Below are 23,487 nucleotides of genomic sequence, written 5' to 3' on the forward strand. Positions count from 1 at the left end.
AGATCAGCGAATCCGCCGTCACTCGCTCCCCGCGAACCGGTGCAGGGCGTCGAGCACGGCCGGGGCGGGGGTGTCCGGGTGATCGGCGTCGTGCAGCAGGTGGTCCACACCGGACAGTCGCACCCGGCCCGGCCCGCCGACGTGCGCGCGGCGCAGCGCGGACGTCAAGGCATCCGTTGTGGCGCAAGGGACCTGGGCGTCGTTCGTGCCGCAGGTCAGCAGCACCGCGGTCCCCGGCCGCAGAGCCGCGGCGGCGGACGGCGGGTAGACGGCGTCGTCGCTGTCCACGAACCGGCCGCTCGGTCCTTGGAAGGCCGTGAAGAGCTGCGCGACGGCGGGCGGCAGGTCGGTGGTGCCGACCGGCCGGTGCGCGCGCACGGCGGTCACGGCGGCGTCGATCGCCGCGTCGATCACCCGCTGCCGCTCCGGGGTGAACTGGCCCTGCCGGACCGCCTCGGCGGTCTGGGCGTGCAGTTGCAGCGCGACCAGGTCCAGCAGGCGGATTGCCTGCGGTTGCAGCAGTGCCACGCCGATCGGGCGCGGGTGGACGGTGCCGCCGAGCAGCAGCGCGGTCATCGCGCCTTCGCTGTGCCCGAGGACCATCAGCGCGTGCGGGTCGGTCTCCGGCTGATCGCGCAACACCTCGTAGGCGGCCCTCGCCTGGCGGACGAACGCCGGGTAGTCCAGTGTCTCCGGGTGGTCGCGGTAGGCGCCGAGCCCGGTGCGGCCGGTGCCGTACTTGTCGAACCGCAGCGTGGCGACGCGGTCGCCACCGAGCACGCCGGCCACCTGCGCCAGGGTGTTCGGCCGCGCGGCCGGCTGGTTGCCGTCGCGGTCGGTGGGCCCGCTGCCGGGCAGCAGCAGAGCGGCGCGCAGCCGTTGCCCGGCGCGGTGCGCGGGAACGTGCAACGTGCCGTACGTCGTCGTTCCGTCGGCGGTGAAGACGACTTCACGGTCGGCGGCGGGCACGAGGCGGGGTGCCGCCCCGGCCGGGGCGGCGGTCACGACGGCCAGCGACAGCGTGACCGCGGCGAGGTGGGAAAACATCGGCAACCTCTTTCAGCGCAGGGCGTTCTCGACCAGCGCGACGGTCGCACGCGGGTTGTCGACTTGGAGGACGAGGCGGGTGTAGCGCTCGTCGGCGAGTTCGATCACGACGGCCTTCGACGCGTCCTTGACGTCCCAGAAGACTTTTTCGCCGTCGAGGTGGAACGTGCCCGCGGTGATCACACCGGGCACGTGGGCACCCGGCGCCCGCATCCCCTTGGGGTCGGCGGCGATGCCGGGGTCCGCGGTCGCGCCGCGGACGTTGGCCAGCGGGATGGTCAGGCTGCTCTTGAACGCCCAGAGCTTGTCCAGACCTTTGATCACGACGACGAGGTCGTCGCCATCGATGGTGACCAGTGCCATTTCGGTTTTCCTTTGTCAGTCGAGGGGATCGAGGCGGTGGGTCAGCGCGGCGCCGACACCGTCGGGGTTGCCGCGCAGGAGAATGCCCAGCGCGGCCGCCGTGAGAGCGGCGGCCAGGGCGGTGGGAATGCCGAGCGCGTCGGCGATCGCCTGGTCGACGGCGGCCAGCGCCGCGGCGACCTCGGCGGCCACCTCCTCGTCGACCGGCGCCCGTTCGACCACCGCGAGCAGCAGCAACCCGAGGTCGGCCGACGTGACGAGTTCCAGCGCGGCCGCGGCATCCGGTGCCGCGGTGAGCGCTTCGGCCAGGGGACGGACGTCCTCGGCGAGGTGGCGGCGCAAGGCGACGAGGTAGAGGCCGCGCTTGCTGCCGAAAGTCTTGTACAGGCTGTTGCGGTGCACACCGAGGTGGGTGACGAGGTCGTCGATGGAAACCCCGTCGTAAGCACGCCCGCCGAACAACTTCACGGCGGCGCGCACCACCTCGTCCTCGTCGAACGCCCGTTGCCTGCCCATGCCACGACGGTAGCGTTTTGAGGAACGATCAGTCAAGAACGAGCGTTCCTCAAAATTCGGTGCGAGCCTCCGCGGCGGTCCGGGCCGCCTGCCCGGCAGCGTCGCGCGTGGCGAGCACCATCGTGAGCGCGACCGCCGAACCGGCTGTCGGCGCGGTGGTCGCGCCCAGCACGGCGCGGAACAGGATCCCGCCCGGCGAAAGCAGCAGAACCAGCACGCTCAGCCCGGCCACGACCGCCCACACCGTCAGCACCCGGGCCGTCTGCTTCCGCGCGACCAGCACCGCCACGGCCGGCATCGTGGCCGCCAGTGCGACGCCCGACCACGCCAGCCCGGCCATCGTCCACGCCGGCACCGCGAACTTGTCCCGGTACAGCAAGCGGAACACCCACGGCCCCACCGCGTACGCAAGCGCACCGGCGATCAGGCCGGCCACGAGCGTCCCGCCCGCGCCGAGGACGGCGAGGCGCCGCAGCCGACGTGGTCCGCCCGGCCGGTGCAGCAACCGGACGACCGCGGGCACGGCGAGCGTCTGAACCGGTGCCAGCACCAGCAGCAGCGGCGACCGCAGCAGGGACACCGCCAGGAACAACCCACCCAGCACGTCCTCGCTCCCGCTCGGCGCGAGCAGCTTCACCACCGCCGGGTAGCCGGTCAGCACACTCGCCGTCAACGCCGCGCCGAGGATCAGGCCGAGCATGCGCCGGCCGAGCGCGCCCCACGGTTCACGCGAAGGACTCTTCTCCACCAGGCCGAGGGCCCGGGCGGTGAAGGGCAGCCACCCGCACGAGCCGGCCGCCACCGCGATCGACAACCACGTCACCCCGCCGAGCCCGGCACCCGCGAAAGCGGCGAACAGCAGCAGCCGGGCTCCCGCTTCGGCCAGCAAGATCGCCGAGTAGCGGCCGGTCAGCCCGGCGCCGATGAACAGTCCCCGCATCGCGTACAGGGCGGGGAACGCCACGATCCCGCATCCGGCCACCAGCGCGAGTTCGCGGTGCCGGCCGAACAGCTGAGCGTTGACCACCGGCACCGCCAGCACGGCGGTGACCGCGATCGCGACGGCTTGCGTCACCGCGAAAGCCCTGACCGCACCCGAGTCCGGGCGCCGTCCCTCCGCCGCCGCCTCCGCCGTCTGCCGCGACAGCTCCTGCTCCAGCGGCGAAAGGGCACTTCCCACGCCCATCAGCAGTCCCCAGAAACCGAGGAACAGTGCGTTTTCGGCCGCGCCGAGGTATTCGGTGGCCGTGATCACGAGCAGATAGCCCATCGCCGACGTCGCGAACGCCGTCGCACCGAGGCCGCCGATGGCCGAGCGGTCTCGCCGCATCCCACAAACCCTTCTCGCCGGACGAGCACACCGGGAAACCTTTGGTGTCAAACACATTACCGCACAGGTTGACGAGTTTTCCACTGCTTTGAGCAGACGTTTCCACGCGCGCTGGTCATTAGATTTTCGTTGCCAGAAAACGAGGCGACGAGTTCGCCGCATACTTATCCGAGAGGCATACCGTGATGTCCGTATTCAAGTTCGCCGGAGCCGCTGCCGTAATCAGCGTCCTCGCGGGACTATTCGGCCTCGCCTGCCCCGCTGTCGCCAACGCTCAGACCAATCCCTCGGCGCGCGTCCAGAATTGTGGCCTGTCCCAGGGCCTCGTCCACTGGGCCTACACCAACTGCGGCAACTCGCCGGCCCTGGTGCGATTCCTGCACCAGCCACTGCACGGCCCGGAATTCACCCGGACTCAGTGCATCGGGAAGGGGCAAGTCGTCTCCGTCGGCCAGGCCGCCCTCGAGAAGGTCTCGGCGACGGAGCTCCAAGGTCCCTGCAAGCCCTGAGGTCGACGGCCCGCGATGGGAGGAAGCTGCGGTCCCGTGCGGCAGCTTCCTCCTTTCGTCAACCGTCTACCACGGATGGCCACACCATGCCGTTGCGGTAGGCGAAAATGACCACCTCGCTGCGGTTGGACGCGTCAAGCTTGCGCATCGCCCGGTGCAGATGGGTCTTCACAGTCGACTCGCTCACCACGAACAGGCGTGCGATATCGGCGTTGGTACGCCCCATGGCAACAAGCCGCACCACCTGCGCTTCGCGAGGCGTCAACCTTGCCGCCGCCGAAGCAGGTTCGCCGACCGGCAACAAGCCGCGACGGTGTGCGGCAACCAATCGTCGTACCGCCCACTGCGGCAAGCGCAGCTTTCCCCTGGCGACCTGCACGACCTCCTCGATCACCTCGCAAGTTGTAGCCTCCTTCGAAAACGAGCCCGCCGCGCCCGCGCGTACCGCGTCCAACACCAAGTCCTCGTCGCCCGGCGCCGACGTTACGACGACCTTCCTGCCACCTCCTCGGCACCCACCGAGCACCCGATCAACCAGAATGATGCCGTTGCGGCGCAGCAGTGTGGCGTCCAGAAGCACAACCTGCGGGGCACACCTGCTCAACACCACCATCAGACTGGAAGCATCGGCCGCCTCACCGACCACCTGGCACAGCCGCGAGCGCGCCAGGACGGCACGCAACCCGCTCCTCGTCAGGTCATGACTTTCAGCGACGGCAACGGTGATCAACACTGTCCAATCTCGACACCGGCTCTCGACGTACACGTCAATTGCTCAGAAGGGCAGTCACGGAGAAACGCTGACGCCGCGGGTCTGGAACGTCGCCCGGATCCGGGTTCCGCCACCGGGACGGTTGCCCACGGACAGGTCACCGCCGAAGGCCGAGCACCACCACCGCATGCTTTCCAGTCCGTACCCGGCAGCCGCGGGAGGCCGCGTCCCGGGCAGACCGCGGCCGTCGTCGGAGACCGTGATGGCGAACTGGGTGCGATCGCACGTCACCTGCACCCGGACGGTGCGCGCATCGGCGTGCTTGACGACGTTCCTCAGCGCTTCCTGGACGACGCGGTAGGCGACCGTCGCGATCTCGTCGTCGAGCCCGGCGACCGGGGCACCGGTGACTTCCACGTCGACGACCAAACCGTTGGCGGCGGCCACTTGCCGGGCCAGCTCGCGGATTCCCGCCACCACACCCACGTGCCGCAGGGTGACCGGGTGCAGGGTGCCGACGATGCCCCGCAGAACCGCCGCCTGGTCCTCGAGCACCTCCACCGCCGCGCGGGAGGCGGCGGCCAATCCTCGCGCATCGCCTCCTCGCGCGGCGGAATCCAGCCGCCTGCTGGTCATGGCCAATGCCTGCAGCACTTCGTCGTGCAGTTCGTCGGCGATCCGCGCGGCGTGGAAGTTCTGGAACCGGATCACGGCCCGGGCATTGGTCTGGTTCAGCAGCCGCCCGAGCTCCGGCCGCCCGGGCACCGCGCACAGCAACGCCAGCCCCAGGAACACCGCCGCCGCGATCCGGGCCGGCAGGCTCGGCGCCCCGCCGGCCAGGTAACCCGTCCCCACGATCAGCGCCCCGACGGCGATAAGCACCGTGCCCAGCCGAAGCCACCGGGTCCCCGGCAGCCACACAGCGAGCACGCCGGCGCCGAGCGCGATCGACAACGCCGCGATCGGGTCCGCGGGCATCGGGATCGGCGCGACCGAGTCGACGAGCACGATCAGGGAGCCGAAGCCGATGCCGGCGACGCACACCGACCGCACCACCGCACTGCGCATCGTCAGCGCCCGGCCCTGCGCGCGTACGCGACCAAGTCGGCCCGGTCCACCAAGCCCAGCCGGTTGCGCAGGCTGGCTCTGATGTTTTCGACCGTGCGGACGCTGATCGACAGCACCCCGGCCACCTGGCGATTGGTGAGACCATCGGCCAGCAGTTCGAGCACCTGCCGCTCCCGGGCGCTCAGCGACCTCCCGGCCAGCCCGGTGGCGAGGTCGGCAGCCAGAGCCGGATCGAGATAACGACGCCCGGCCGCCACGGCGCGCACCGCGGCCACGAGGACACCGACCGGCGCGGTCTTCGCCACGAACCCCAGCGCCCCGCGCGACAACGCCTCCGTGGCCAGGTCCGAGTGCATGGTGTGGACCAGCACACCGCTCCCGGTGGCGAATTCCGGCACGGCCCTCATGCCGGATTCGCGGCCCAGCCCCAGATCCAGCAGCACGACGTCCGGGTGCGACGTGGTCACCACCCGCCGCGCACCGGCGAGCGAATCCGCTTCCACCACGGCGGCGACACCGTTTTCGGCAAGGGCCGAACGAATTCCGGCCCGCACGGTGGGGTGGTCGTCGACCACCAGGACTCGAATGGTTGTCGACACCCGGCTTCCTCCCGACAAACAACTGCCGCGTCCATGAAACACCCGTTTCCGGTACTGCCGACGAAGAGGTGCGTCCTCAGGAGATGCTGATCACACGAGCTTTTCAAGCGGGGTGCGCCGTTCCGTTGACGACCTCGGTGCACCCACCGGCCATGCTGCCCACCGCGCCGGCCCCCGCGCCGATGACGGCGCCGACCGGGCCGCCCACCAACGCACCGGCTCCGGCCCCCGCGGCACCGGCGATCACCGCGTCGTGAGGCACGTTCTGACAATCGCGCGCCCGCGTCACCGGGCCGCTCACGAGACCGGCTACGAAAACCCAACCGACAAGGAAGGCCACGAGCGCCGCCCTGCGCCGATGTGCTTTCGGTGAATCACCCGCCGGAATCCGTGAACCAGCTGCCGCGTCCTGCATCCTGCTCTCTTCCGTCGATCCCCGGGGGACGACAAGAGCTTGCCTCAGCCAAGCGGTGACGTCTTCGGCAGAAAGCCGAACGAACGATGTGGTTTTCCCGCACGTCACACCGCGCCCATGCGCAGGATCACGGCGACCGCGTCCTCCGGCCGGGCGGTCGGGCTCAGGACCTCCTGCAAGAGCAGCCCCCGGATCGCGGCAACGGTTACGGTGGCCACCGTCAGCGCTTCCTCGGTGCCGTGCCCTTTGCGTTCCGCGAGCGAGGCCAGCATCCCGGTCAGGTCGTCGAGCGAGTCGATGAACTCGCGAAAGTCCTCCGGGCGGTACGCGGCGAGTCCTACGACGTGGAAGAAGCCGCGGACCCGCGACAGCCGCTCCGGGCGCGTGTAGGCCCGCCAGATCGCCACGACGAGGTCGTCGAAGGTGCCTTGCCGGGCGGTCTCGAGCAGTGCCTCGTTGTCACGGGATCGCTGCGCCTTGAGCATCGCGGCCAGGACACCGGGGAGCGACCCGAAGTGGTACCGCAAGAGGGCATGGCTGGTTCCGGCCCTGACGGCGATCTCGCGGAGCGACACCTCCGGCGAGGGCAGCCCTTCCGCGAAGGCGTCGAGAAGCCGGGCCAGGAGCCGCTCGCGCGCGTCGCCGGTGCGCTCCGTGCTTGACAGGATCACTCCCACAGTTTATCCATTGGAAAAGAGATGCGCCAGTGGAAGGAACGACTCGTGGAACGGTGTTCAGTGGTCGGCGCGACCGTCGTCGACGGATCGGGTCGCGACCCGGTCGACGTCGACGTCGGCATCGAAGACGGGCGCATAGCCCAGGTCGGCGCCTCCGGCGCAGCGGGGATGCGCCTCGATGCCGGCGGGCTGACGATGACACCCGGCCTGATCGACGCGCACGTCCACTTGGGCTTGGCGAGCCCGATCCAGCCGCAGTTCTCGTTCCGGATCAGCGCCGCCGAGCTCGCGGCGGACATCTTCGCCGCGGCCGGGGCGACGCTCGACGCCGGCTTCACCACCGTCCGGGACACCGGCGGGGTCGACGGCGGCCTCGTCACCACGATCGCGAAGGGCAAGGTCAGGGGCCCGCGCGTCCTGTCGTGCGGGCCGGTGCAGTGCCAGATCGGCGGGCACGGCTACTACGGAGCCGACTGGGAACCCACCGAGCTGTGGAGCGGCCACCACCTCCCCGGCCTGTGCGCCCTGTCCATGATGTCGGGCAACGCGGACGAGCTGCGGCGCAACGTGCGCGAGGCCTTCCGGCGCGGAGCTTCCTTCCTGAAGCTCTGCGTGACCGGCGGCGTGGTGGGCGCGCACGACCGGCTGACCGACACCCAGTTCACCGTCGAGGAGATCGCGGTCGCGGTCCAGGAAGCCGCGGCCCGGGGCACCTACGTGACGGTGCACGCCCACAACAACGACGGCATCCGCAACGCCGTCGAGGCCGGGGTGCGGTGCGTCGAGCACGGCACCGGCCTCGACGAAGCCACGGCCACCCTGATGGCCGCGCACGACGTCGCGCTCGTGCCCACGTTCGCCGTCGTCGAGCAGCTGCTGCACGACACCGCCGGAGCCGGCCTCGACGCCTCGACCCGCGACCGCGTGCTGGGTGTCCGGGAGCGGATGGCCGAAGCGCTCGCCGTCGCCAAGGAGGCCGGGGTGCGGATCGGGCTGGGCTCCGATCTCATCGGCCCGGCCCAGGACCGCCGGGGCGAAGAGCTCAGGCTGCGCGCGGAGCTCGAAACCCCGATGGCCGCGCTCGTGGCGGCCACCAGGACCAACGCCGAGATCCTCGGCCTGGCCGGCCAGGCCGGCGTCATCGCTCCCGGCGCGCGGGCAGACCTCGTGCTGTGGAACGGCAACCCGGTCGAAGACCCCGAGCTGTTCGCCGATCCCGCCAATGCCGTCCTCGTCCTCAAGGCCGGCCGAATCGTGAAGGACCTCCGATGAGCACCATGTGGCAGGGCTGCCTGGCCGACACCGACTACTTCGAGCTGCGTTCCGGCGCAGGGCACGACTACGGCGTCTGGGTCACCACGCCACCGGGCTACGACCGCGCCACGACGAAAGCGCCTGCCCTGTACGTGCTCGACGGCAACTGGGCCGTGGGCATGACGGCTCCGCTCATCGTCACCCAGAAGGACCCCATGCAGCAGATCCGGCCCTACATCCAGGTCAGCGTCGGCTACGCGGGCGAGGACGCACCGCACTGGGCACGGCTGCGCAACAGGGACCTCGTACCGCCCGGCGAGCCCATCGCCCGGGAGTTCGTCGACGCGGTCGAAACGGGAATCCGGACGGGCTCGATGACCCGCGAGGAAGCCGACGCCTACCTCGCCGAACTGAACGAAACCCACGCCGACGCGTTCCTGGACTTCCTCACCGCGGAACTGCACCCGCGGATCGAACGCGACTACGGCACGGCCGCGAGCGGTCACGGCCTCTTCGGCTACTCCTACGGCGGGCTCTTCGGCCTCTACGCCTGGCTCAGCGGCAGCACGCTCTTCGAGAGCATCGGCGCGGGCAGCCCCGGCGTCGTCGGTGAAGACAGCCAGATCTTCGCGCGGCTCGAAGAACTGGGCGACAGCCTGCCCGCCGCCAAGCTCCACCTGACCGTCAACGACCAGGAGCTGCTCGGCGACCTGGCCGTCTACCAGAACCTCGCGAAGAACGCGGCCACCGTCCTGCACCGCCTGACCGCCCGCGGCGGCGCCGTCACCAGCGCGGTGCTGCGCGAAACGCACGTGACCGGCCTGCAGGCCTCGTTCCTCAGCTACCTGAGGACCTGCCGTGCCCGGTGAGCGCTCGAGCACCGACGTGGTCGTGATCGGGGCCGGGGTGATCGGTTCGTCGATCGCCCTCGAGCTCGCCCGGGCGGGGCACCGGGTCACCGCGCTCGACCGGGCCGCCGGGCCCGGCCAGGGGTCGACCTCGGCTTCGAGTGCGGTGGTCCGGTTCAACTTCTCCACCCGCGCCGGGGTGGCGACGGCGTGGGAGGCGCACTTCGGCTGGCTCGACTGGGCCGGGCACCTCGGGCACGACGTCGGCGACCTCGCCGTGTTCCGCAAGAGCGGGCTGGTGATGCTGGACGTCGAGGCGGCTCCGCGTGCGTCGTGGCTCCCGTTGTTCGACGAGATCGGTGTCCCCTACGAGGAATGGGACAGCGCCACCTTGGCCGGGCGCGTTCCCGGTATCGACGTCGGCCGCTACTGGCCGCCGAAGCGGCTCGACGACGAGGAGTTCTGGGCGGACGCGGACGACTCGCTCGGTGGCGTGTACACCCCGGATGCCGGTTACGTCTCGGACCCGGCCCTCGCCGCCGTGAACCTCGCCGCCGCGGCCTCGGCGCGCGGGGCGGAGTTCCGCTTCCGCAGCACCGTGACGGCGGTGGAGCAGGCCGGCGGGCGCGTGACGTCGGTGCGGCTGTCGGACGGTACCCGGATTCCCTGCGCCGTCGTGGTCAACGCCGCCGGTCCGTGGTCGGGCGCGGTGAACCGGCTGGCCGGCGTGGGGGCCGACTTCACCGTCGGGGTGCGGCCGATGAGGCAGGAAGTGGCGCACGTGCCGGTCCTCGAGGGCTATCGAGGACCGGTGGTGGCGGACATGGATCTGGGCACCTACTTCCGCGGTGAAGCAGGAGGGGGCCTGCTCGTCGGCGGCACGGAACCGCAGTGCGACCCGATGCAGTGGACCGACGACCCGGACGCGGCCGACGTCCACCCGACGGCCGCGGTCTTCGAGGCCCAGGTCACGCGGGCCGCGCGCCGGCTGCCCGGCCTGGGGGTGCCCAACCGGGCGCGCGGCGTGGCGGGCGTCTACGACGTCGCCGACGACTGGACTCCGATCTACGACCGTACCGGGCTCGAGGGCTTCTACCTCGCGATCGGAACGAGCGGCAACCAGTTCAAGAACGCACCGGTCGTGGGGCAGCTGATGGCGGAGCTGATCGACCGGGTGGAGAACGGCGCCGACCACGACGCGGTGCCCGTCCGGTTCCGGGCCCCGCGCACCGGCCTGGAGATCGACCTGGGAGCGTTCTCGCGGCGGCGCAACCGGAACACCGCGAACTCGGGCACGGTGCTGGGCTGAGCCGCGGGGGTCAGCCCGGGAATTCGCCGACGCCGAGGGCGAAGTTCCCGTGGCCGACCCCGTTTCCGGCGAGGCCGACCGTGACCACGCCCATTCCTTCCAGCCAGTGGGCCATCTTCAGGGTGCCGACGTCCAGCGGGCGCAGCCCGATGCTCTCGATGAACGCGGCCACGTCCGCCTTGGCCCGCGCGTCGTCACCGGCCATGAAGACGTCGGGGCGGCCCTTCTCCAGGACCTGGCGGAAGACCGTGTTGAACGCCTTCACCACGCTGGCGCCGGCCGGGGCCACCTCGGCGATCCTTTGCGCGATCGAGGTTTCCCCGCGGTGGGCCAGGCCGTCGAAGGTCGCGTTGAAGGGGTTGCTGATGTCGACGATGACCTTGCCGGCGAGGGCGTCGCCGTATTCGGCGACGACCGGCACGACACCGCCGTGCAGCAGCGCCGTGATGACGATGTCCCCGGCCGGGACGGCGCCCCATTCGCCGGCCGACGCGCCGCCGCCCAGAGTCGCGGCCAGGTCCTCCGCCTTGGCCTGATCGCGTCCCACGACCTCGACGGCGGTGCCGCCGGCCACCGCGAGCGTGCCGATGGTGCGGGCCATGTTCCCCGTACCGATGAGGGTGATGCCGCTCATGTGTTCTTCCCTGTCCGTGAGGTGTCTCGTCCGTGCCGGGGCCGGCACGGGGTTTCAGAGAGCGGTGGTGCCGCCGTCGGCGACCAGTTCCAGGCCGTTGACGTAGCTGGAGTCGGCGGAGGCGAGGAACAGCGCGACGGTGGCGATTTCCTCGGGGCGGCCCATCTTCCCCCGCGGGATCAGGGATTCGAACGCGGACTTGGTCGTCGCGTCGAACAGTTCTTCCTGCTTGGCCGTGGCGACCTGGCCGGGGGTCAGGACGTTGACCCGGATCTTGCGGTCCTTCAGCTCGTTGAGCCACACCCGGGCCCAGGCCTGCTGCACGGCCTTGCTCCCGGCGTAGAGGCTCCAGCCGGGGAAGGCCCCGAGTGAGGCGTTGGAGCCGGTCATGAGGATCGAGGCGCCGTCGTTGAGCAGTGGCAGTGCCTTCTGCACGGTGAACAGGGTGCCGCGGGCGTTGAGCGAGAAGGTGCGTTCGAACTGTTCTTCGGTGATCTCGCCGAGCACGGCCGGTTCACCCATTCCGGCGCTGGCCCACAGCACGTCGATCGAGCCCTTTTCCCGCTCGACCGTGTCGTAGAGCCGGTCGAGGTCCGCCGGTTCGGCCGCGTCGCCCTGCACGGCGGTCACGTTCCGGCCGATCAGCCTCACGGCGTCGTCCAGCGCGTCCTGCCGCCGGGCCTGGATGAAGACGTGCGCACCCTCGGCCACGAACAGCCGGGCGCCGGCCAGCGCCATGCCGGTCGAGGCACCGGTGATCACTGCCACCTTGCCGTCGAGCTTTCCCACGAGCACTCCTTCGGTTCCGCCGGCCACCACGTTATGTACACCGATCTGTTTGGTTAACGTAGCGGACGTCCGGCCGGGCGGGCAAGTTATGTACACCGGTCGGTACTCACCTCGGCTATGCTGCGGGAATGACGGAGCTGGAGAAGGGGCCCCAAGGCCGCCGCCGGGGCCGGGGCGCGCGCGAGCGGATCCTCGGCGCGTCGCAGCACCTGTTCCGCGAGCAGGGCATCAACCGCACCGGCATGGACCAGCTCTGCGCGGAAGCCCAGGTGTCGAAGCACACCGTCTACCAGCACTTCGCCGGCAAGGACGACCTGGTCGCCGAATACCTCCGCCACTTCGATCCCGACGTCCTGCCCGGCGTGTTCGACCGCACCGACCTCACGCCCCGCGAACGGCTCCTCGCGGCCTTCGACGTGCCGGCGTCCACTCCCCTGTGCCCCTACATCGGGGCGGCCGTCGAACTCCACGACCCCCGGCACCCGGCAGCCGAATGCGCGCGCGACTACAAGAAGGCCATCGCCACGCGGCTCGCCGAAACCGCCCGCGAAGCCGGCGCCACCGACCCCGGACAGCTCGGCGAACAGCTGGCCCTGCTCATCGACGGCGCCTCCGCGCGCACCCGGGTCCTCGACAGCGACTGCTTCCCCACCGCCGCCGCCATCGCCGCCGTCCTCATCGACAACGCCATCCCGGCGGCATCGCCGGGTCCGTCGACCGGCGGCTGAGCCGGCCGCCGGAGTCCCCGGCTTCGCGGACGGCTGCCCAGCACCGACGGCCGCCGGTCACTTCCTCACGCCGGACACTCCGCCCGTTTACCGCCGGAGCGCCCGGGTAGCCCGCCGCCCTGAGCAACCGGGGCACCGGAAGTGCCGCACCCGCCAGGAGGTCGAGATGACACAGGGATCCGGCGGCCAGTCGCCGCCGTCGACGACGGACACCGCGAAGGACGAAGCCCGCGAGGTGGCCACCACGGCCGTCGATCGCGGGGGTGAGGTGGCGCAGACCGCCGCGCAGGAAGCGAAACACGTCGCGGAGCACGCTCAACGGGAAGCGCGCGACCTGCTCCGCGAAGGCCGGGAACAGCTGGAGTCCCAGGCGAAGGACGGTCAGCGGAAGGCGGTGCGAAGCCTCCACGACCTGGCCGGGCAGCTGGACCGGATGGCCGAGCAGACCGACTCCCCCGGCGTCGCCGCCGACGTCGTGCGGCAGGTGTCGGACCGCACCCGGACGGTCGCGGACTGGCTGGAGCACCGCGAACCCGGCGACCTGCTCGGCGAGGTGCGGCGGTTCGCGCGCCGTCGTCCGGGCGCGTTCCTCGTCGGCGCGGCCGTCGCGGGTGCTCTCGTCGGACGGCTCACGCGCGGGGTCGTGGCCCAGCAGCAGCAGAACTCCGGGAGCTCGCCGGACGGGCCGCCCGCCGCCGGGATCCCGCCCGTGCCCCCGGCTTCCACGCCGCAGCCGGGGGTGGCCGGCTCGCCGCCGCCGGCCGCGCCGGGCGGGTTCACCGCCCCGCAGCCGGGCGCCGGCGGGCTGAACGCGCCGCCGGGTGGCTACGCGCCCCAGCCCGGTGAGCAGACGGTTCCGGGCGGGTACGCCGCGCCGCCGGAACCGCTCCCGCAGCCCACGCGCTACTCCACGCCCGGGCAGGTGCCGTGCTGACGCAGCCTCCCGGCCCCGCGCCGCGGGCGCCCCCGCCGGTCGCGCCCCCGCCGGTCGACGTCGCCGATTCCCCGGTCGGCGAGCTGTTGTCCAACGTGATGAAGGACGTCTCCACCCTGCTGCGCCAGGAGGTTGAGCTGGCCAAGACCGAGACGAAGGCCGAAGCCGCCAAGATGGTCGTGCTGTTCCTGTCCGTCGCGCTGTGGCAGGGCCTCGAGAACGTCATGGACGGCGGCTGGGCCGCGCTGATCGTCGCGGCCGTGTGGGCGATCGCCGGCGCCGTCCTGTTCGTGACCGGGCGCAGCGAGTTCCGCCGGGTCGACCCGAAACCCGAACGCACCGTCGAGACCCTGCAACGGGTTCCGGACGCACTGAGAGGCGAGCGATCACGTCAACGCGCTCACCGAGAAGGTGAGCCCCGGCCGCATCGTGGAACGCGGGGTCGGCCGGCTGCGCACGGCGGTCGGCAGCGCGAAGGACCGGGGGATGGGCACCGCGAACGACCACGCGTCGACGGCCGGCGACAAGGCCGGCTCGGTCGCCGCCTCCGCGCAGGACAAGGTGAGCACCGCGGCCGACGCGGTGTCCGAAGTCCCGCGGCAGATCCGCCGCGGCACGCAGGGCACCCCGCTGGCCGCCGGCCTGATCGCGTTCGGTGCCGGCTGGCTCGTGTCGTCCCTGCTGCCGGCCAGCGAGCCGGAGCGCAAGCTGGCGGGCCAGGCGACCGACCTCGCACGCGAACAGCTCGCGCCGGTGGCCAAGCACGCGGCCGAAGAGGTCAAGGAGAACCTGCGCGAACCGGTGCAGCGGGCGGCCGAGTCGGTGCGCTCGGAAGCCGCGGACAGCGCGTCGACGGTCAAGGAGGAGGCGCGCTCGGCGACCGGCGACGTCACCGACCGGGCGCAGGAGGGCCGGCGGAACGTCCGTTCGTCGTGAGCTCCGGGGCACGGCGCGCGCCGCGGGGTTCGCGCCGTGCCCGTCCGGGTATCCGCACGACGTCAAGGCGCGCAGCCACCACCGACGACACGCTCACGATCCTCGCCCACCGCGGGAGCCCCCCGGCCGGCCCAGGCGCTGGTTGGCTTCCGCGGCCGCGGCGGTGATCCGGGCGAGGAACCCGATGACCACATCCAGCTCGTCCGGGTCCGCGGCCCGCAGGGTGGCCGCGATCTCGGCCCCGGCGAACGCGAGGAACTCGCGGGCGCGTTCGCGCGCGCCGGCGGACGGCCGCAGCGTGACCCGGCGGCGATCGGCGCTCTCCCGGCTGCGGTGGACGTGACCGGCCGCTTCGAGCCGGTTCAGCAGCACCGTCGTCGCTCCGGTGGTTAGGCCGATCCGCCGGGCCAGCCGCACCGGCGACAGCGGCGCGCCCGTCTCCGCGGCCCAGGTGATCTGGCCGAGGGCGTTGGCGTCCGAGCCGGGCAGGTCCAGCCACGTGGCGAAGTGCTGGTTCAGCTCGGTGAAGTCGACCACCCAGTCCCGCAGCCCGTGCATCACCGCCACCTGGGCCGGCGCCCACTCGGCGGTCAGCGGATCCGTCATGCGGACTCCTTCACAGCATAGTAGCTTTACTATAAAGCTATCTGGACGGAGCGACGATGAGCACACGACACGCGGTGATCTCCGGGGCGAGCATCGCCGGCCTCTCGGCCGCCTTCTGGCTGCGGCGGACCGGGTGGGACGTGACCGTGCTGGAGCGGGCGGAGGCCTTCCGCGACGGCGGCCAGAACGTCGACGTCCGGGGTGTCGCACGGGAAGTGCTGACGCGGATGGGGCTGACCGAGGCCGTGCGGGCGCAGAACACCACCGAAACCGGCACGGTCTTCGTCGACGAGCGGGGGCGGGTGCTCGCCGAACTGCCCTCCGGCGGCCCCGACGGCGGCGCGACCGCCGAGCTGGAAATCCTGCGCGGCGACTTCGCCCGGACGATCTTCGAGCACCTGCCCGACGGCGTCGAAGTCGCCTACGGCGAAACGATTTCCACCGTCGAGGAAGGCGAGGGCGAGGTCACCGTGACGACGGCGGCCGGCCGGACGCTGCGCGCCGACCTGCTGGTCATCGCCGAGGGCGTGCGGTCCTCGACCCGCGACCGGCTCTTCGGCGACCTCGTCGACCGCCGCGAGCTCGGCGTCACCATGGTGTTCGGCACGATCCCCCGCACCGACGCCGACGACGACCGGTGGCGGTGGTACACGACCGTCGGGGGCCGGCAGGTCCACCTGCGGCCGGACAACCACGGCACCACCCGCGCCATCCTCAGCGCCGCCCGGACGGCGGACCTCGCCCGGCTCGGCCGCGCCGAAGCCCTGCGCCGGATCCGGCAGCTGTTCGGCGACGTCGGCTGGGAAGCGCCGCGGGTGCTGGACGCCTTCGATGCCGCCGAAGACGTCTACGTCGACGACCTCACCCAGATCCGCATGCCGGCCTGGCACCGCGGCCGCGTCTGCCTGGCCGGCGACGCGGCCTGGTGCGTCACCCCGATGGGCGGGGGCGGCGCGTCGCTCGCGCTCACCAGCGGCTACGTCCTGGCCGCCTGCCTGTCCACCGCCGAACCCGAGGAGGCGCTCGCGGCCTACGAGGACTGGATGCGCCCGCTCGTCGACGACGTCCAGCACCTCCCGCGCTGGATCGTCCCGATCGCCTACCCGCGCACCCGGGCCGGCCTGCGGCTGCGGCGCCTCGGTGACAAGGTGTTCACTTCGCGGCTGTTCGCCCCCGTCGCCGCCAAGTTCACCACCGTCGCCGCCACCGAACGACCGCTGCCACCCCTCGCGGTACCCAGCTCGCCGGGAGAATGACCCGGGACCTCGAGCCCGCCGCCGCGCACAGAAGGAGCACCGCATGGACGAGACACTGCTTGACGAGCGGGACGCCGCCCGGAGAGTGGACGACGTCACCGCCGCGCTGGATCAGCTGGCCGACGCCTTCGCGGAGGAAGAGGACCTGCTGGTGGTCCTGCAGCGGGTGTGCCGGCAGGTCATGCACGCGGTGCCGGACGCGGAGATCGCCAGCATCACGCTGCTGCGCGACGGTTCCCCGTACACGGCGACAGCGACCGGGGACAGCGCGCACGTCGTCGATCAGGCGCAGTACGACGCCGGGCGGGGCCCCTGCCTGGAGGCCGCCCGGACCGGCGAGCTCCAGCGGGTCGAGGTGACCGAAGCGGCGCGGCAGTGGCCCGAGTTCGCCGCGGCCGCGGCCGGGTCCGGGATCGTCGCCTACCTCTCCGCCCCGTTGTTCGTCGACCACGAGTACCACGGCTCGCTCAACTTGTACGACACCGGCGGCAACAGCTTCGGCGCGCTGGACGCGGCACTGCTGGACTTGTACACCTCCGCCGCCGAGTCCGCGCTGCGCAGCACCCGGCGGCACCGGACCGCCCACGAGACCATGGGACAGCTGCGCAGCGCACTGACCACCCGCGCGGTGATCGACCAGGCGAAGGGCATTCTCATGGCCCTGCACTGCATCCCGCCGGAAGACGCGTTCGAGCTGCTCGTCAAGGCCTCGCAAGAGCAGAACGTGAAACTGCGCGACGTCGCCCAGGACTTCGTGACTTCCGCCACGCACCGGCAGTGACCCACCGCGGGCGGGCCGCGGCCGCCGCTACCCCCGCTCGGCGCGGCCGATCGCGCGCAGGGTGGCGATCGGATCCGCGCCCAGTGCGTGCAGGCCGACCTGGTTCGCACCCGCCGCCAGCTCGGCGCGCACGCCCGCCACGACCGCGTCCTCGTCCCCGTGCAGCACCAGCGCGTCGATCAACCGGTCGCTGAAGGGGTCGGTGAGGTCCTCGTCGGTGTACCCGATCCTCCGGAGATTGGTGGCGTAGTTGGCGATCCCGAGGATGGGCCGCACCCCGGCCCGGCCGGTTTCCCGCGCGCGGTCGACGTCGGTGTCCAGCAGCACGCCGTGGCCGGGCACCACGAGCTTGCCCGGGCCGAGGGCCTCCCGGGCCCGGCGGGTGTGTTCGGGCGTCACCTGCAGCGTGAGGGTGCCCGCGGCGCGTTCGGCCGCCAGCCGGAGCATCCTGGGGCCGAGCGCCGCCAGCAGCACGCGGTCGGCGGGGACGCCGGCCGCGGTCAGGGTGTCCAGGTAGCCCGCGGTCTTCGCGAGCGGGGACGCGTACCCGGCGTCGACTTCCCGGTGGCCGGCGCCGATGCCGACGAGCAGCCGGCCGGGGTGCTTCCCCGCGATCCGGTGGTAGGAGTCCGCGACGGTGCCGGCGTCGGTCTGCCACACGTTGAGCACGCTGGTGCCGACGACGATCCGGCGGGTGGCGTCGAGCAGCCGCTCCGCGGCGAGCAGGTCGGCGGCCGGCGACGCGGCCAGCCAGATCGCGCCGTAGCCGGCTTCCTCCAGCGCGACGGCGTCCGCCGCGGTCGCCTCCGCGGCGGTCAGGTAGGCGCCGAGCGGTCCGAGTTCGATGGTCATGATCACGACTTCAGCACCGGCCACCGCGGCGAACCAGCCCCAACCGGCACGTGCTGCGATAAGCTCGCCTTATCGTCGAGGACGGCCGGGTGGCACATGGAACTGCGGGCACTGCGGTACTTCGTCACGGTCGCCGACGAACTGCACTTCGGCCGGGCGGCCGAGCGGCTGCACGTCGCGCAGCCCGCCGTCAGCCAGCAGATCGCCCGGCTGGAGCGCGAGCTCGGGGTCCGGCTGCTCGACCGCTCCCCCCGGCGGGTCCGGCTGACCGCGGCCGGGCAGCGGGTGCTCGAAGCCGCCCGCGGCACGCTGGCCGCCGCCGGCCGGGTGCAGGCGGCGGCGAAGCCGGTCATGACGACCGTGCGGATCGGCACGGCGGCCGGCCTGACCGCGCGCCTGGAACGCGGGATCGACGCCCTCCGCGAGCGGGCGCCGGAGTTCGACGTGGTGCTGGTCGACCTGCCCCTCGAGGCCCGGCTCAACGCGCTCCGGCAGGGTGACCTCGACCTGGCGCTGACCCGGGGCGTGCGGTCCGTGCCCGGGCTCGCGGTGCTGCCGGCCTGGACCGAACGGCTGTTCGCAGTGGTGTCCCGGCGGCACCCGGCCGCCGGCCGGCCCACCGCGGGGCTCGCGGAACTGGCCGGCGACGCGCTTCGCGTCCCCTCCCGCGCGCACGACCCGTCGCTGCACGACGTCCTGGTCGACGCGCTGCGCGAGACCGGGCTGTGCCCGAAGGACGGCCGGCCGGCCGGCACCCTCCAGGACACGCTCGTCGAGGTCGGTTCGGATCCCCGCAGCTGGACGGTGCTGCCCGCCGACCAGGTCGCCGAGATCCGCTCGACCCGGGTGCGCGCGCTCCCGCTCGAGCCGGCGATCACGATCCCCGGCAGCGTCGTCGTCGCCCCGGACCAGGCGAGCAGCGGGGCCGAGTGCGCGGTGGCGGCCTTCCGTGACGAAGCGACGGACTGACCTCGACCCGGGGGCGTCAGTCGGGCGCGTCCGCTGGGGCCGGTGCCGAGACGTCCGCCGGGCGCTGAAACTGCGTCGGCGGCCTGCTCGGCGATATGCTTCGCGGGTGGTCACGCAGCCGACCATGTTCGTTCGTCCCACCGAACCGGCTTGAGCAACCAGGCCGGACGCTGTCCCGCGGTCGGTGCGTGGGGTCACGGGGCCCCGGCCGGACGAACCGTGACGGACAGGCGGACCGACGATGACCCAGCCCGGCAGTGCACCGGTGGTCCCCCGCGGGCCCTCCCCTGCCGCCGACGCGGACCTGCAGGCCCTCTTCGGGCAGTCGACGGCGGTGCTCGCGTCGCTGGCCGGCCCGGCCCACGTGCTGGAGGCCGCGAACCCCGCGTTCTCCGCCGCGATCGGCGGTGACCGGGTGCGCACCGGAGTTCCCCTGGGGCAGCTGATGCCGGAACCGGCCGCGCAAGGCCTGCTGGGCCACCTCGACCGAGTGTTCCGGACCGGAACGCCGGTCACCGGCCGCAACACCCGGGTGGTGATCGGCAGCGGCGGCGACGCCCGCGAAGCCTTCTTCGACTTCACCTGCGAGCCCCGGCGCGACGCCGCCGGCAACGTCCTGGGTGTCCAGGTGATCGGCGTCGAGACGACCCAGGTCCGGCACGCCCAGCGGCTGGCCGCCGAGCACCGGCTGCTGCTGGAGCAGATCGCCCGTCAAGCGCCCCTGGAGCGGGTACTGGACGGCATGGCCCGCACGATCGAGCAACTCGTGCCGGACGTGCTCGTGTCCGTCCTGCTCGCCGACGACGACGGCCGGCGCCTGCGCCACGGCGCCGCGCCCAGCCTGCCTGCCTTCTACAACGACGCCATCGACGGCATCACCACCGGCGACGGCGTCGGCTCCTGCGGGACCGCGGCCCACCGCCGGACCGCGGTGATCGTGACCGACATCGCCAGCGACCCGCTGTGGGACGACTTCCGCGACCTCGCCGGCCGGGCCGGCCTCGCCGCGTGCTGGTCCACCCCGATCCTCGGCCGCGACGGCCGGCTGCTGGGGACCTTCGCGATGTACCACCGGAGCCCCCGCGCGCCCAAGGACAGCGACCTCGCCCTGGCCGGGATCTTCACCAGCACCGCCGCCCTCGCCATCGAACGGCACCTGAGCGAGCAGGCGAGGGTCGCGGCCGAAGCCAAGGAAGCGGCCGCTCGCGCCGACCTGGCCTTCCTGCTGGAGGCCAGCACCGTCCTCGGCGGCACCTTCGACCACGTCCGGACGCTCGAGCACCTGGCCGCGCTCTGCGTGCCGGCCCTCGCCCCGATGTGCACCGTCGACATCGTCGAAGACGGCCACCTCCGGCGGGTCGCCACCGCCGGGACCGCCGGGAGCCGGCTTCCGCCGCCCGGCGACGACGCGACGGTCACCCGCGTCCTCGCGACCGGGACGACCGAGATCGCGCGCCGCGCCCCGGCCACGCCCGGACCGTGGGACGAACTGGGCGTCACCGGCTACGTCTGCGTCCCGCTGACCGAGCGCGACCGCACGTTCGGCGTGCTGCGCCTGCTCAGCACCGGCGACCGCGAACTCGACGGGCACGCCGTCGCCCTCACCGAAGAGGTCGCCCGCCGGGCGGCATCGGCGGCGCGCAACGCCCGCCAGTACAGCCAGCGTGCCGCCCTCGCCCGCGACTTGCAGGCCGGCCTGCTCATGCCGGATCTGCCCGACGTACCCGGCGTCGACCTCGCCACCGTCTACCACCCCGCCGGGGCGGGGCTGGAGATCGGCGGTGACTTCTACGACGTCTTCCCGCTCGCGGGCGAGGTGTGGGCGTTCATGCTCGGCGACGTCTGCGGCCGCGGCGCCACGGCGGCGACCACGACCGCGCTGGTCCGCCACACCGCGCGGGCCGTCGCGCCGCTGCTGGCCGAGCCCACCGCGATCGTCGCGGCGATCGACCGCGCGCTGGGCAACCGGCCGCACGCGCACGGCACCGACTTCGTCACCCTCGTCTACGGACACCTCAGACCCACTCCGTCCGGTGTGGACATCACCCTGGTGCGCGCCGGCCACAACTTCCCCGTGCTGCTCACGACCGACCGGCGGGCCCACGAGATCCGGGTCCCCGGCACCCTGCTCGGCGCTTCGGTCGCGGTGCACCACACCGCGTACGAGCTGCACCTGAACCCCGGTGACAGCCTGGTCCTGTACACCGACGGATTCCTCGAGGCCCGCAACGGTGCCCGCGAGGAGTTCGGCGAAGACCGCCTCCTCGAAACCCTCACCGCGGCGCCCGCGCGCCCGCGCGCGCAGGACGTCATCCGGCGCATCACCGCGGCGGTCACCGCTTTCGCGGGTGACGCCGCCGTCGACGACGACCAGGCCGCGCTCGTTCTCACCGCCGATCCCGGCGGCACCACCGCACCCGCTTGACCGGGACAGCGGTTGGGTATCTGGACGGCGATACGGCCAACGGACGCGGACTTCGACGGTGCGGGTGCTCATGCGATGACCGAAGACGACGATGGGAACGCGGCGCTGGCCGATCCCGGCCGGCTGGCGGCGCTGGCCGAAACCGGGCTGGGCGGCGAGCCGGACCCGGCGCTCGACGCGCTGGCCGAACGGGCACGCCGACGCCTCGGTGCCCCGATCGCGCTGGTCTCCCTGATCACCGACCGGGAACAGGTTTTCCCCGGCCTGGCGGGTCTCGGTGAGCCGTGGGCCCGCACCCGCCGCACGGCCCTCGACTCGTCGTTGTGCCGCCACGAGGTGGTGACCGGTGCTCCGCTGATCATCGAAGACAGCGGCGCCGATCCCCGGTCGCGGGACAACCCGCTGGTCGCGGCCCTCGCGATCGGCGCCTACGCCGGCTTCCCGCTGACCGACACCGCGGGCCGCGTCCTCGGCAGCCTGTGCGCCATCGATCACCGGCCTCGCCGGTGGCACGCGGACGAGCTCGTCGTGCTGACCGACCTCGCGCACGCCTGCTCGCTGGAACTGCGCCTGCGCATCGCCACGCGCGACGCCCAACGGGAACGAGCCCGCACCGACACGGCCGAAGCCATGCTGCGCGAGGCGTTCACCCGGTCCCAGCTGCTGCTGACCGCCTCGCAGTCCCTCGCCCACGCCGGAAACATCTCCCAGCTGCGCGAGATCGTCACCGACCTGGTCTCCGGCGACCTGAAGCCCGCCTACATCGGGCTCACCCTCGCCGAGGGCACCGGCGACCTGCACCGCATCGACGACCCCCTGCAGGCGCTCGGGCCCGAATCCGGCGACGAGCTCTCCCACGTGGAGGACGACACCCCCATCGCGCTCACCGCTCGGGAAGCGAGGCTGCAGCTCTACACCGATCCGGAAGCGATCGCCGCGGCGTTCCCCGAGACCGCTCAGCGCCGCTACGCCGAACTGCGCCTGTGTTCGATCGCGTGCGTCCCGCTGCCCGGCCCGGCCGGGGTGGCCGGTGTCCTGCTGTTCGGGTGGGACACCGCCCACGAAGTCGACGTCCACGAGCAAGCCGTGATCACGACGCTGGCCGGCTACGTCGGGCAGGCCCTGGAACGCGCCCGCTTCCTCGAAGACCGGGTGACCGTCGCACGAAAGCTGCAGGAGGCGATGCTGACCCGGCTGCCGGAGCCCGCCGGGGTGCGCCTCGCCGCGCGCTACCTCCCCGTCGGCCGGCTGGAGCAGGTCGGCGGCGACTGGTACGACGCCGTCGACCTCACCGGCGCCGGCCACGACGCCCTCGCGCTGGTCGTCGGCGACATCACCGGGCACGACATCCAGGCCACGACGCTGATGGGCCAGGTCCGCAACATGGGCAGGCAAGCGAGCTGGGAGCGACCCGCCGGACCGCCCTCGGCCGTGCTCGCCGCGGTCGAGCAGGCCTGCGCGGCCACCGGAGTCGGGGCGACCGGCACCGTGCTGCAGGCTCACCTGCGCCCCGAAACCGGGGACCGCTGGCTGATGCGCTGGGCGAGCGCCGGGCACCTCCCGCCGATCATCCGCCGCCGCGACGGCACCACGGAGGTCCTGTCAGGGGTGGACATGATGTTCGGCTACCCCGGACTGCGCAAAACCCCGCTCGTCGACCACCAGGTGCGGCTGCGGCCCGGGGACACCGTGCTGCTCTACACCGACGGCCTGGTCGAGCGCCGCCGCACCGACCTGGACGCCGGCATCCAGCGCCTGCGGGAGACCGCCGCCGCGCTGGACCCCACCGACCTGGCGCGGTTCGTCGACGACACCATCCGCCGCATGCTGGGCCGGGGCACACCGCACGACGACGACGTCGTCGTGCTCGCCGCGCACATCCCCGCCGCCGATCGGCGGTGACCGGTCGCGGGAAGTAACGTCGGCCGCA

General features: G+C 72.5%; 24 protein-coding genes and 1 pseudogene. 12 read left to right on the forward strand and 13 right to left on the reverse strand.

All coding sequences use genetic code 11. The features are described from left to right. Nucleotides 1-18: 18 nt before the first annotated feature. The 9 genes from MUY14_RS21415 to MUY14_RS21455 all read right to left on the reverse strand — a co-directional run bounded on the left by MUY14_RS21415 (nucleotide 19) and on the right by MUY14_RS21455 (nucleotide 7,230). On the reverse strand, nucleotides 19-1,047 hold the full coding sequence (locus MUY14_RS21415; protein ID WP_247024954.1) for an alpha/beta hydrolase: 1,029 nt from the start codon (nucleotides 1,045-1,047) through the stop codon (nucleotides 19-21). A gap of 12 nt (nucleotides 1,048-1,059) precedes the next feature. Further along, entirely contained in the window at nucleotides 1,060-1,410 is a 351-nt protein-coding gene (locus MUY14_RS21420; RefSeq protein ID WP_247024955.1) for a hypothetical protein, read from the reverse strand. A gap of 15 nt (nucleotides 1,411-1,425) precedes the next feature. Continuing rightward, nucleotides 1,426-1,926, reverse strand: coding sequence for a TetR/AcrR family transcriptional regulator (locus MUY14_RS21425; protein WP_247024956.1), 501 nt, complete (start codon nucleotides 1,924-1,926; stop codon nucleotides 1,426-1,428). 49 nt (nucleotides 1,927-1,975) lie between these two features. Continuing rightward, a complete protein-coding gene (locus MUY14_RS21430; RefSeq protein WP_247024957.1) occupies nucleotides 1,976-3,256 on the reverse strand; it encodes a hypothetical protein in 1,281 nt (426 codons plus the stop codon). Between the two features lie 567 nt (nucleotides 3,257-3,823). After that, nucleotides 3,824-4,498 carry a LuxR C-terminal-related transcriptional regulator gene (locus tag MUY14_RS21435; protein WP_247024958.1) on the reverse strand — a complete coding sequence of 225 codons (675 nt, stop codon included), beginning with the start codon at nucleotides 4,496-4,498 and terminating at the stop codon, nucleotides 3,824-3,826. A 54-nt stretch (nucleotides 4,499-4,552) separates the two neighbouring features. Further along, nucleotides 4,553-5,545, reverse strand: coding sequence for a sensor histidine kinase (locus tag MUY14_RS21440; RefSeq protein ID WP_247024959.1), 993 nt, complete (start codon nucleotides 5,543-5,545; stop codon nucleotides 4,553-4,555). Between the two features lie 2 nt (nucleotides 5,546-5,547). Continuing rightward, entirely contained in the window at nucleotides 5,548-6,120 is a 573-nt protein-coding gene (locus MUY14_RS21445) for a response regulator transcription factor (protein WP_247024960.1), read from the reverse strand. Between the two features lie 127 nt (nucleotides 6,121-6,247). Further along, nucleotides 6,248-6,406 carry a hypothetical protein gene (locus tag MUY14_RS21450; protein WP_247024961.1) on the reverse strand — a complete coding sequence of 53 codons (159 nt, stop codon included), beginning with the start codon at nucleotides 6,404-6,406 and terminating at the stop codon, nucleotides 6,248-6,250. A 257-nt stretch (nucleotides 6,407-6,663) separates the two neighbouring features. After that, complete coding sequence (locus tag MUY14_RS21455; protein WP_247024962.1) at nucleotides 6,664-7,230, reverse strand: TetR/AcrR family transcriptional regulator; 567 nt, start codon at nucleotides 7,228-7,230, stop codon at nucleotides 6,664-6,666. Between the two features lie 51 nt (nucleotides 7,231-7,281). Between MUY14_RS21455 and MUY14_RS21460 the strand changes: the two genes are divergently transcribed. The 3 genes from MUY14_RS21460 to MUY14_RS21470 are packed head-to-tail and all read left to right on the forward strand — an operon-like array spanning nucleotide 7,282 to nucleotide 10,647. Further along, nucleotides 7,282-8,508 (forward strand): amidohydrolase family protein, encoded by a 1,227-nt coding sequence (locus MUY14_RS21460; protein WP_247024963.1) that lies wholly within the window; start codon nucleotides 7,282-7,284, stop codon nucleotides 8,506-8,508. After that, nucleotides 8,505-9,359, forward strand: coding sequence for an alpha/beta hydrolase (locus tag MUY14_RS21465; protein ID WP_247024964.1), 855 nt, complete (start codon nucleotides 8,505-8,507; stop codon nucleotides 9,357-9,359). Before MUY14_RS21460 ends, MUY14_RS21465 begins: the two co-directional genes overlap by 4 nt. Then, nucleotides 9,349-10,647 carry an FAD-binding oxidoreductase gene (locus MUY14_RS21470; RefSeq protein WP_247024965.1) on the forward strand — a complete coding sequence of 433 codons (1,299 nt, stop codon included), beginning with the start codon at nucleotides 9,349-9,351 and terminating at the stop codon, nucleotides 10,645-10,647. The genes MUY14_RS21465 and MUY14_RS21470 overlap by 11 nt, the downstream gene beginning before the upstream one ends. A gap of 10 nt (nucleotides 10,648-10,657) precedes the next feature. Here the strand turns inward: MUY14_RS21470 and MUY14_RS21475 are convergent, their stop codons facing one another. Both MUY14_RS21475 and MUY14_RS21480 read right to left on the reverse strand, forming a co-directional pair. Further along, a complete protein-coding gene (locus tag MUY14_RS21475) occupies nucleotides 10,658-11,281 on the reverse strand; it encodes an NADPH-dependent F420 reductase (RefSeq protein WP_247024966.1) in 624 nt (207 codons plus the stop codon). Between the two features lie 54 nt (nucleotides 11,282-11,335). Next, a complete protein-coding gene (locus MUY14_RS21480) occupies nucleotides 11,336-12,070 on the reverse strand; it encodes an SDR family NAD(P)-dependent oxidoreductase (RefSeq protein WP_247024967.1) in 735 nt (244 codons plus the stop codon). 128 nt (nucleotides 12,071-12,198) lie between these two features. Between MUY14_RS21480 and MUY14_RS21485 the strand changes: the two genes are divergently transcribed. The 4 genes and pseudogenes from MUY14_RS21485 (at nucleotide 12,199) to MUY14_RS21500 (ending at nucleotide 14,668) form a co-directional block, all read left to right on the forward strand. Further along, entirely contained in the window at nucleotides 12,199-12,798 is a 600-nt protein-coding gene (locus MUY14_RS21485) for a TetR/AcrR family transcriptional regulator (RefSeq protein ID WP_247024968.1), read from the forward strand. Between the two features lie 166 nt (nucleotides 12,799-12,964). Beyond that, entirely contained in the window at nucleotides 12,965-13,732 is a 768-nt protein-coding gene (locus MUY14_RS21490; RefSeq protein WP_247024969.1) for a hypothetical protein, read from the forward strand. Between the two features lie 173 nt (nucleotides 13,733-13,905). Further along, nucleotides 13,906-14,097, forward strand: a pseudogene (locus MUY14_RS46955) (phage holin family protein); the annotation flags it as partial. 46 nt (nucleotides 14,098-14,143) lie between these two features. Further along, nucleotides 14,144-14,668, forward strand: coding sequence for a DUF3618 domain-containing protein (locus MUY14_RS21500; RefSeq protein WP_247024970.1), 525 nt, complete (start codon nucleotides 14,144-14,146; stop codon nucleotides 14,666-14,668). Between the two features lie 93 nt (nucleotides 14,669-14,761). Here MUY14_RS21500 and MUY14_RS21505 read toward each other — a convergent pair whose 3' ends face one another. Further along, entirely contained in the window at nucleotides 14,762-15,274 is a 513-nt protein-coding gene (locus MUY14_RS21505) for a MarR family winged helix-turn-helix transcriptional regulator (RefSeq protein ID WP_247024971.1), read from the reverse strand. A gap of 56 nt (nucleotides 15,275-15,330) precedes the next feature. On the opposite strand from MUY14_RS21505, the gene MUY14_RS21510 reads away from it, so the two are divergent. Together MUY14_RS21510 and MUY14_RS21515 are read left to right on the forward strand one after the other, a co-directional pair. After that, nucleotides 15,331-16,530: an FAD-dependent monooxygenase gene (locus tag MUY14_RS21510; protein ID WP_247024972.1), complete on the forward strand. Its 1,200-nt coding sequence runs from the start codon at nucleotides 15,331-15,333 to the stop codon at nucleotides 16,528-16,530. Between the two features lie 43 nt (nucleotides 16,531-16,573). Then, on the forward strand, nucleotides 16,574-17,311 hold the full coding sequence (locus tag MUY14_RS21515) for a GAF and ANTAR domain-containing protein (protein WP_247024973.1): 738 nt from the start codon (nucleotides 16,574-16,576) through the stop codon (nucleotides 17,309-17,311). 27 nt (nucleotides 17,312-17,338) lie between these two features. On the opposite strand, the gene MUY14_RS21520 is transcribed toward MUY14_RS21515, so the two are convergent. Then, nucleotides 17,339-18,163, reverse strand: a complete 825-nt coding sequence (locus tag MUY14_RS21520) for a TIGR03620 family F420-dependent LLM class oxidoreductase (RefSeq protein ID WP_247024974.1) — start codon at nucleotides 18,161-18,163, stop codon at nucleotides 17,339-17,341. Between the two features lie 96 nt (nucleotides 18,164-18,259). Between MUY14_RS21520 and MUY14_RS21525 the strand changes: the two genes are divergently transcribed. The 3 genes from MUY14_RS21525 to MUY14_RS21535 all read left to right on the forward strand — a co-directional run bounded on the left by MUY14_RS21525 (nucleotide 18,260) and on the right by MUY14_RS21535 (nucleotide 23,459). Then, nucleotides 18,260-19,132, forward strand: a complete 873-nt coding sequence (locus tag MUY14_RS21525; RefSeq protein WP_247024975.1) for a LysR family transcriptional regulator — start codon at nucleotides 18,260-18,262, stop codon at nucleotides 19,130-19,132. A 241-nt stretch (nucleotides 19,133-19,373) separates the two neighbouring features. Then, nucleotides 19,374-21,557 (forward strand): SpoIIE family protein phosphatase, encoded by a 2,184-nt coding sequence (locus MUY14_RS21530; RefSeq protein ID WP_247024976.1) that lies wholly within the window; start codon nucleotides 19,374-19,376, stop codon nucleotides 21,555-21,557. 75 nt (nucleotides 21,558-21,632) lie between these two features. After that, nucleotides 21,633-23,459, forward strand: coding sequence for a GAF domain-containing SpoIIE family protein phosphatase (locus MUY14_RS21535; protein WP_247024977.1), 1,827 nt, complete (start codon nucleotides 21,633-21,635; stop codon nucleotides 23,457-23,459). The last annotated feature ends 28 nt before the right edge of the window (nucleotides 23,460-23,487 follow it).

This window comes from Amycolatopsis sp. FBCC-B4732 (assembly GCF_023008405.1).
Classification (GTDB): domain Bacteria; phylum Actinomycetota; class Actinomycetes; order Mycobacteriales; family Pseudonocardiaceae; genus Amycolatopsis; species Amycolatopsis pretoriensis_A.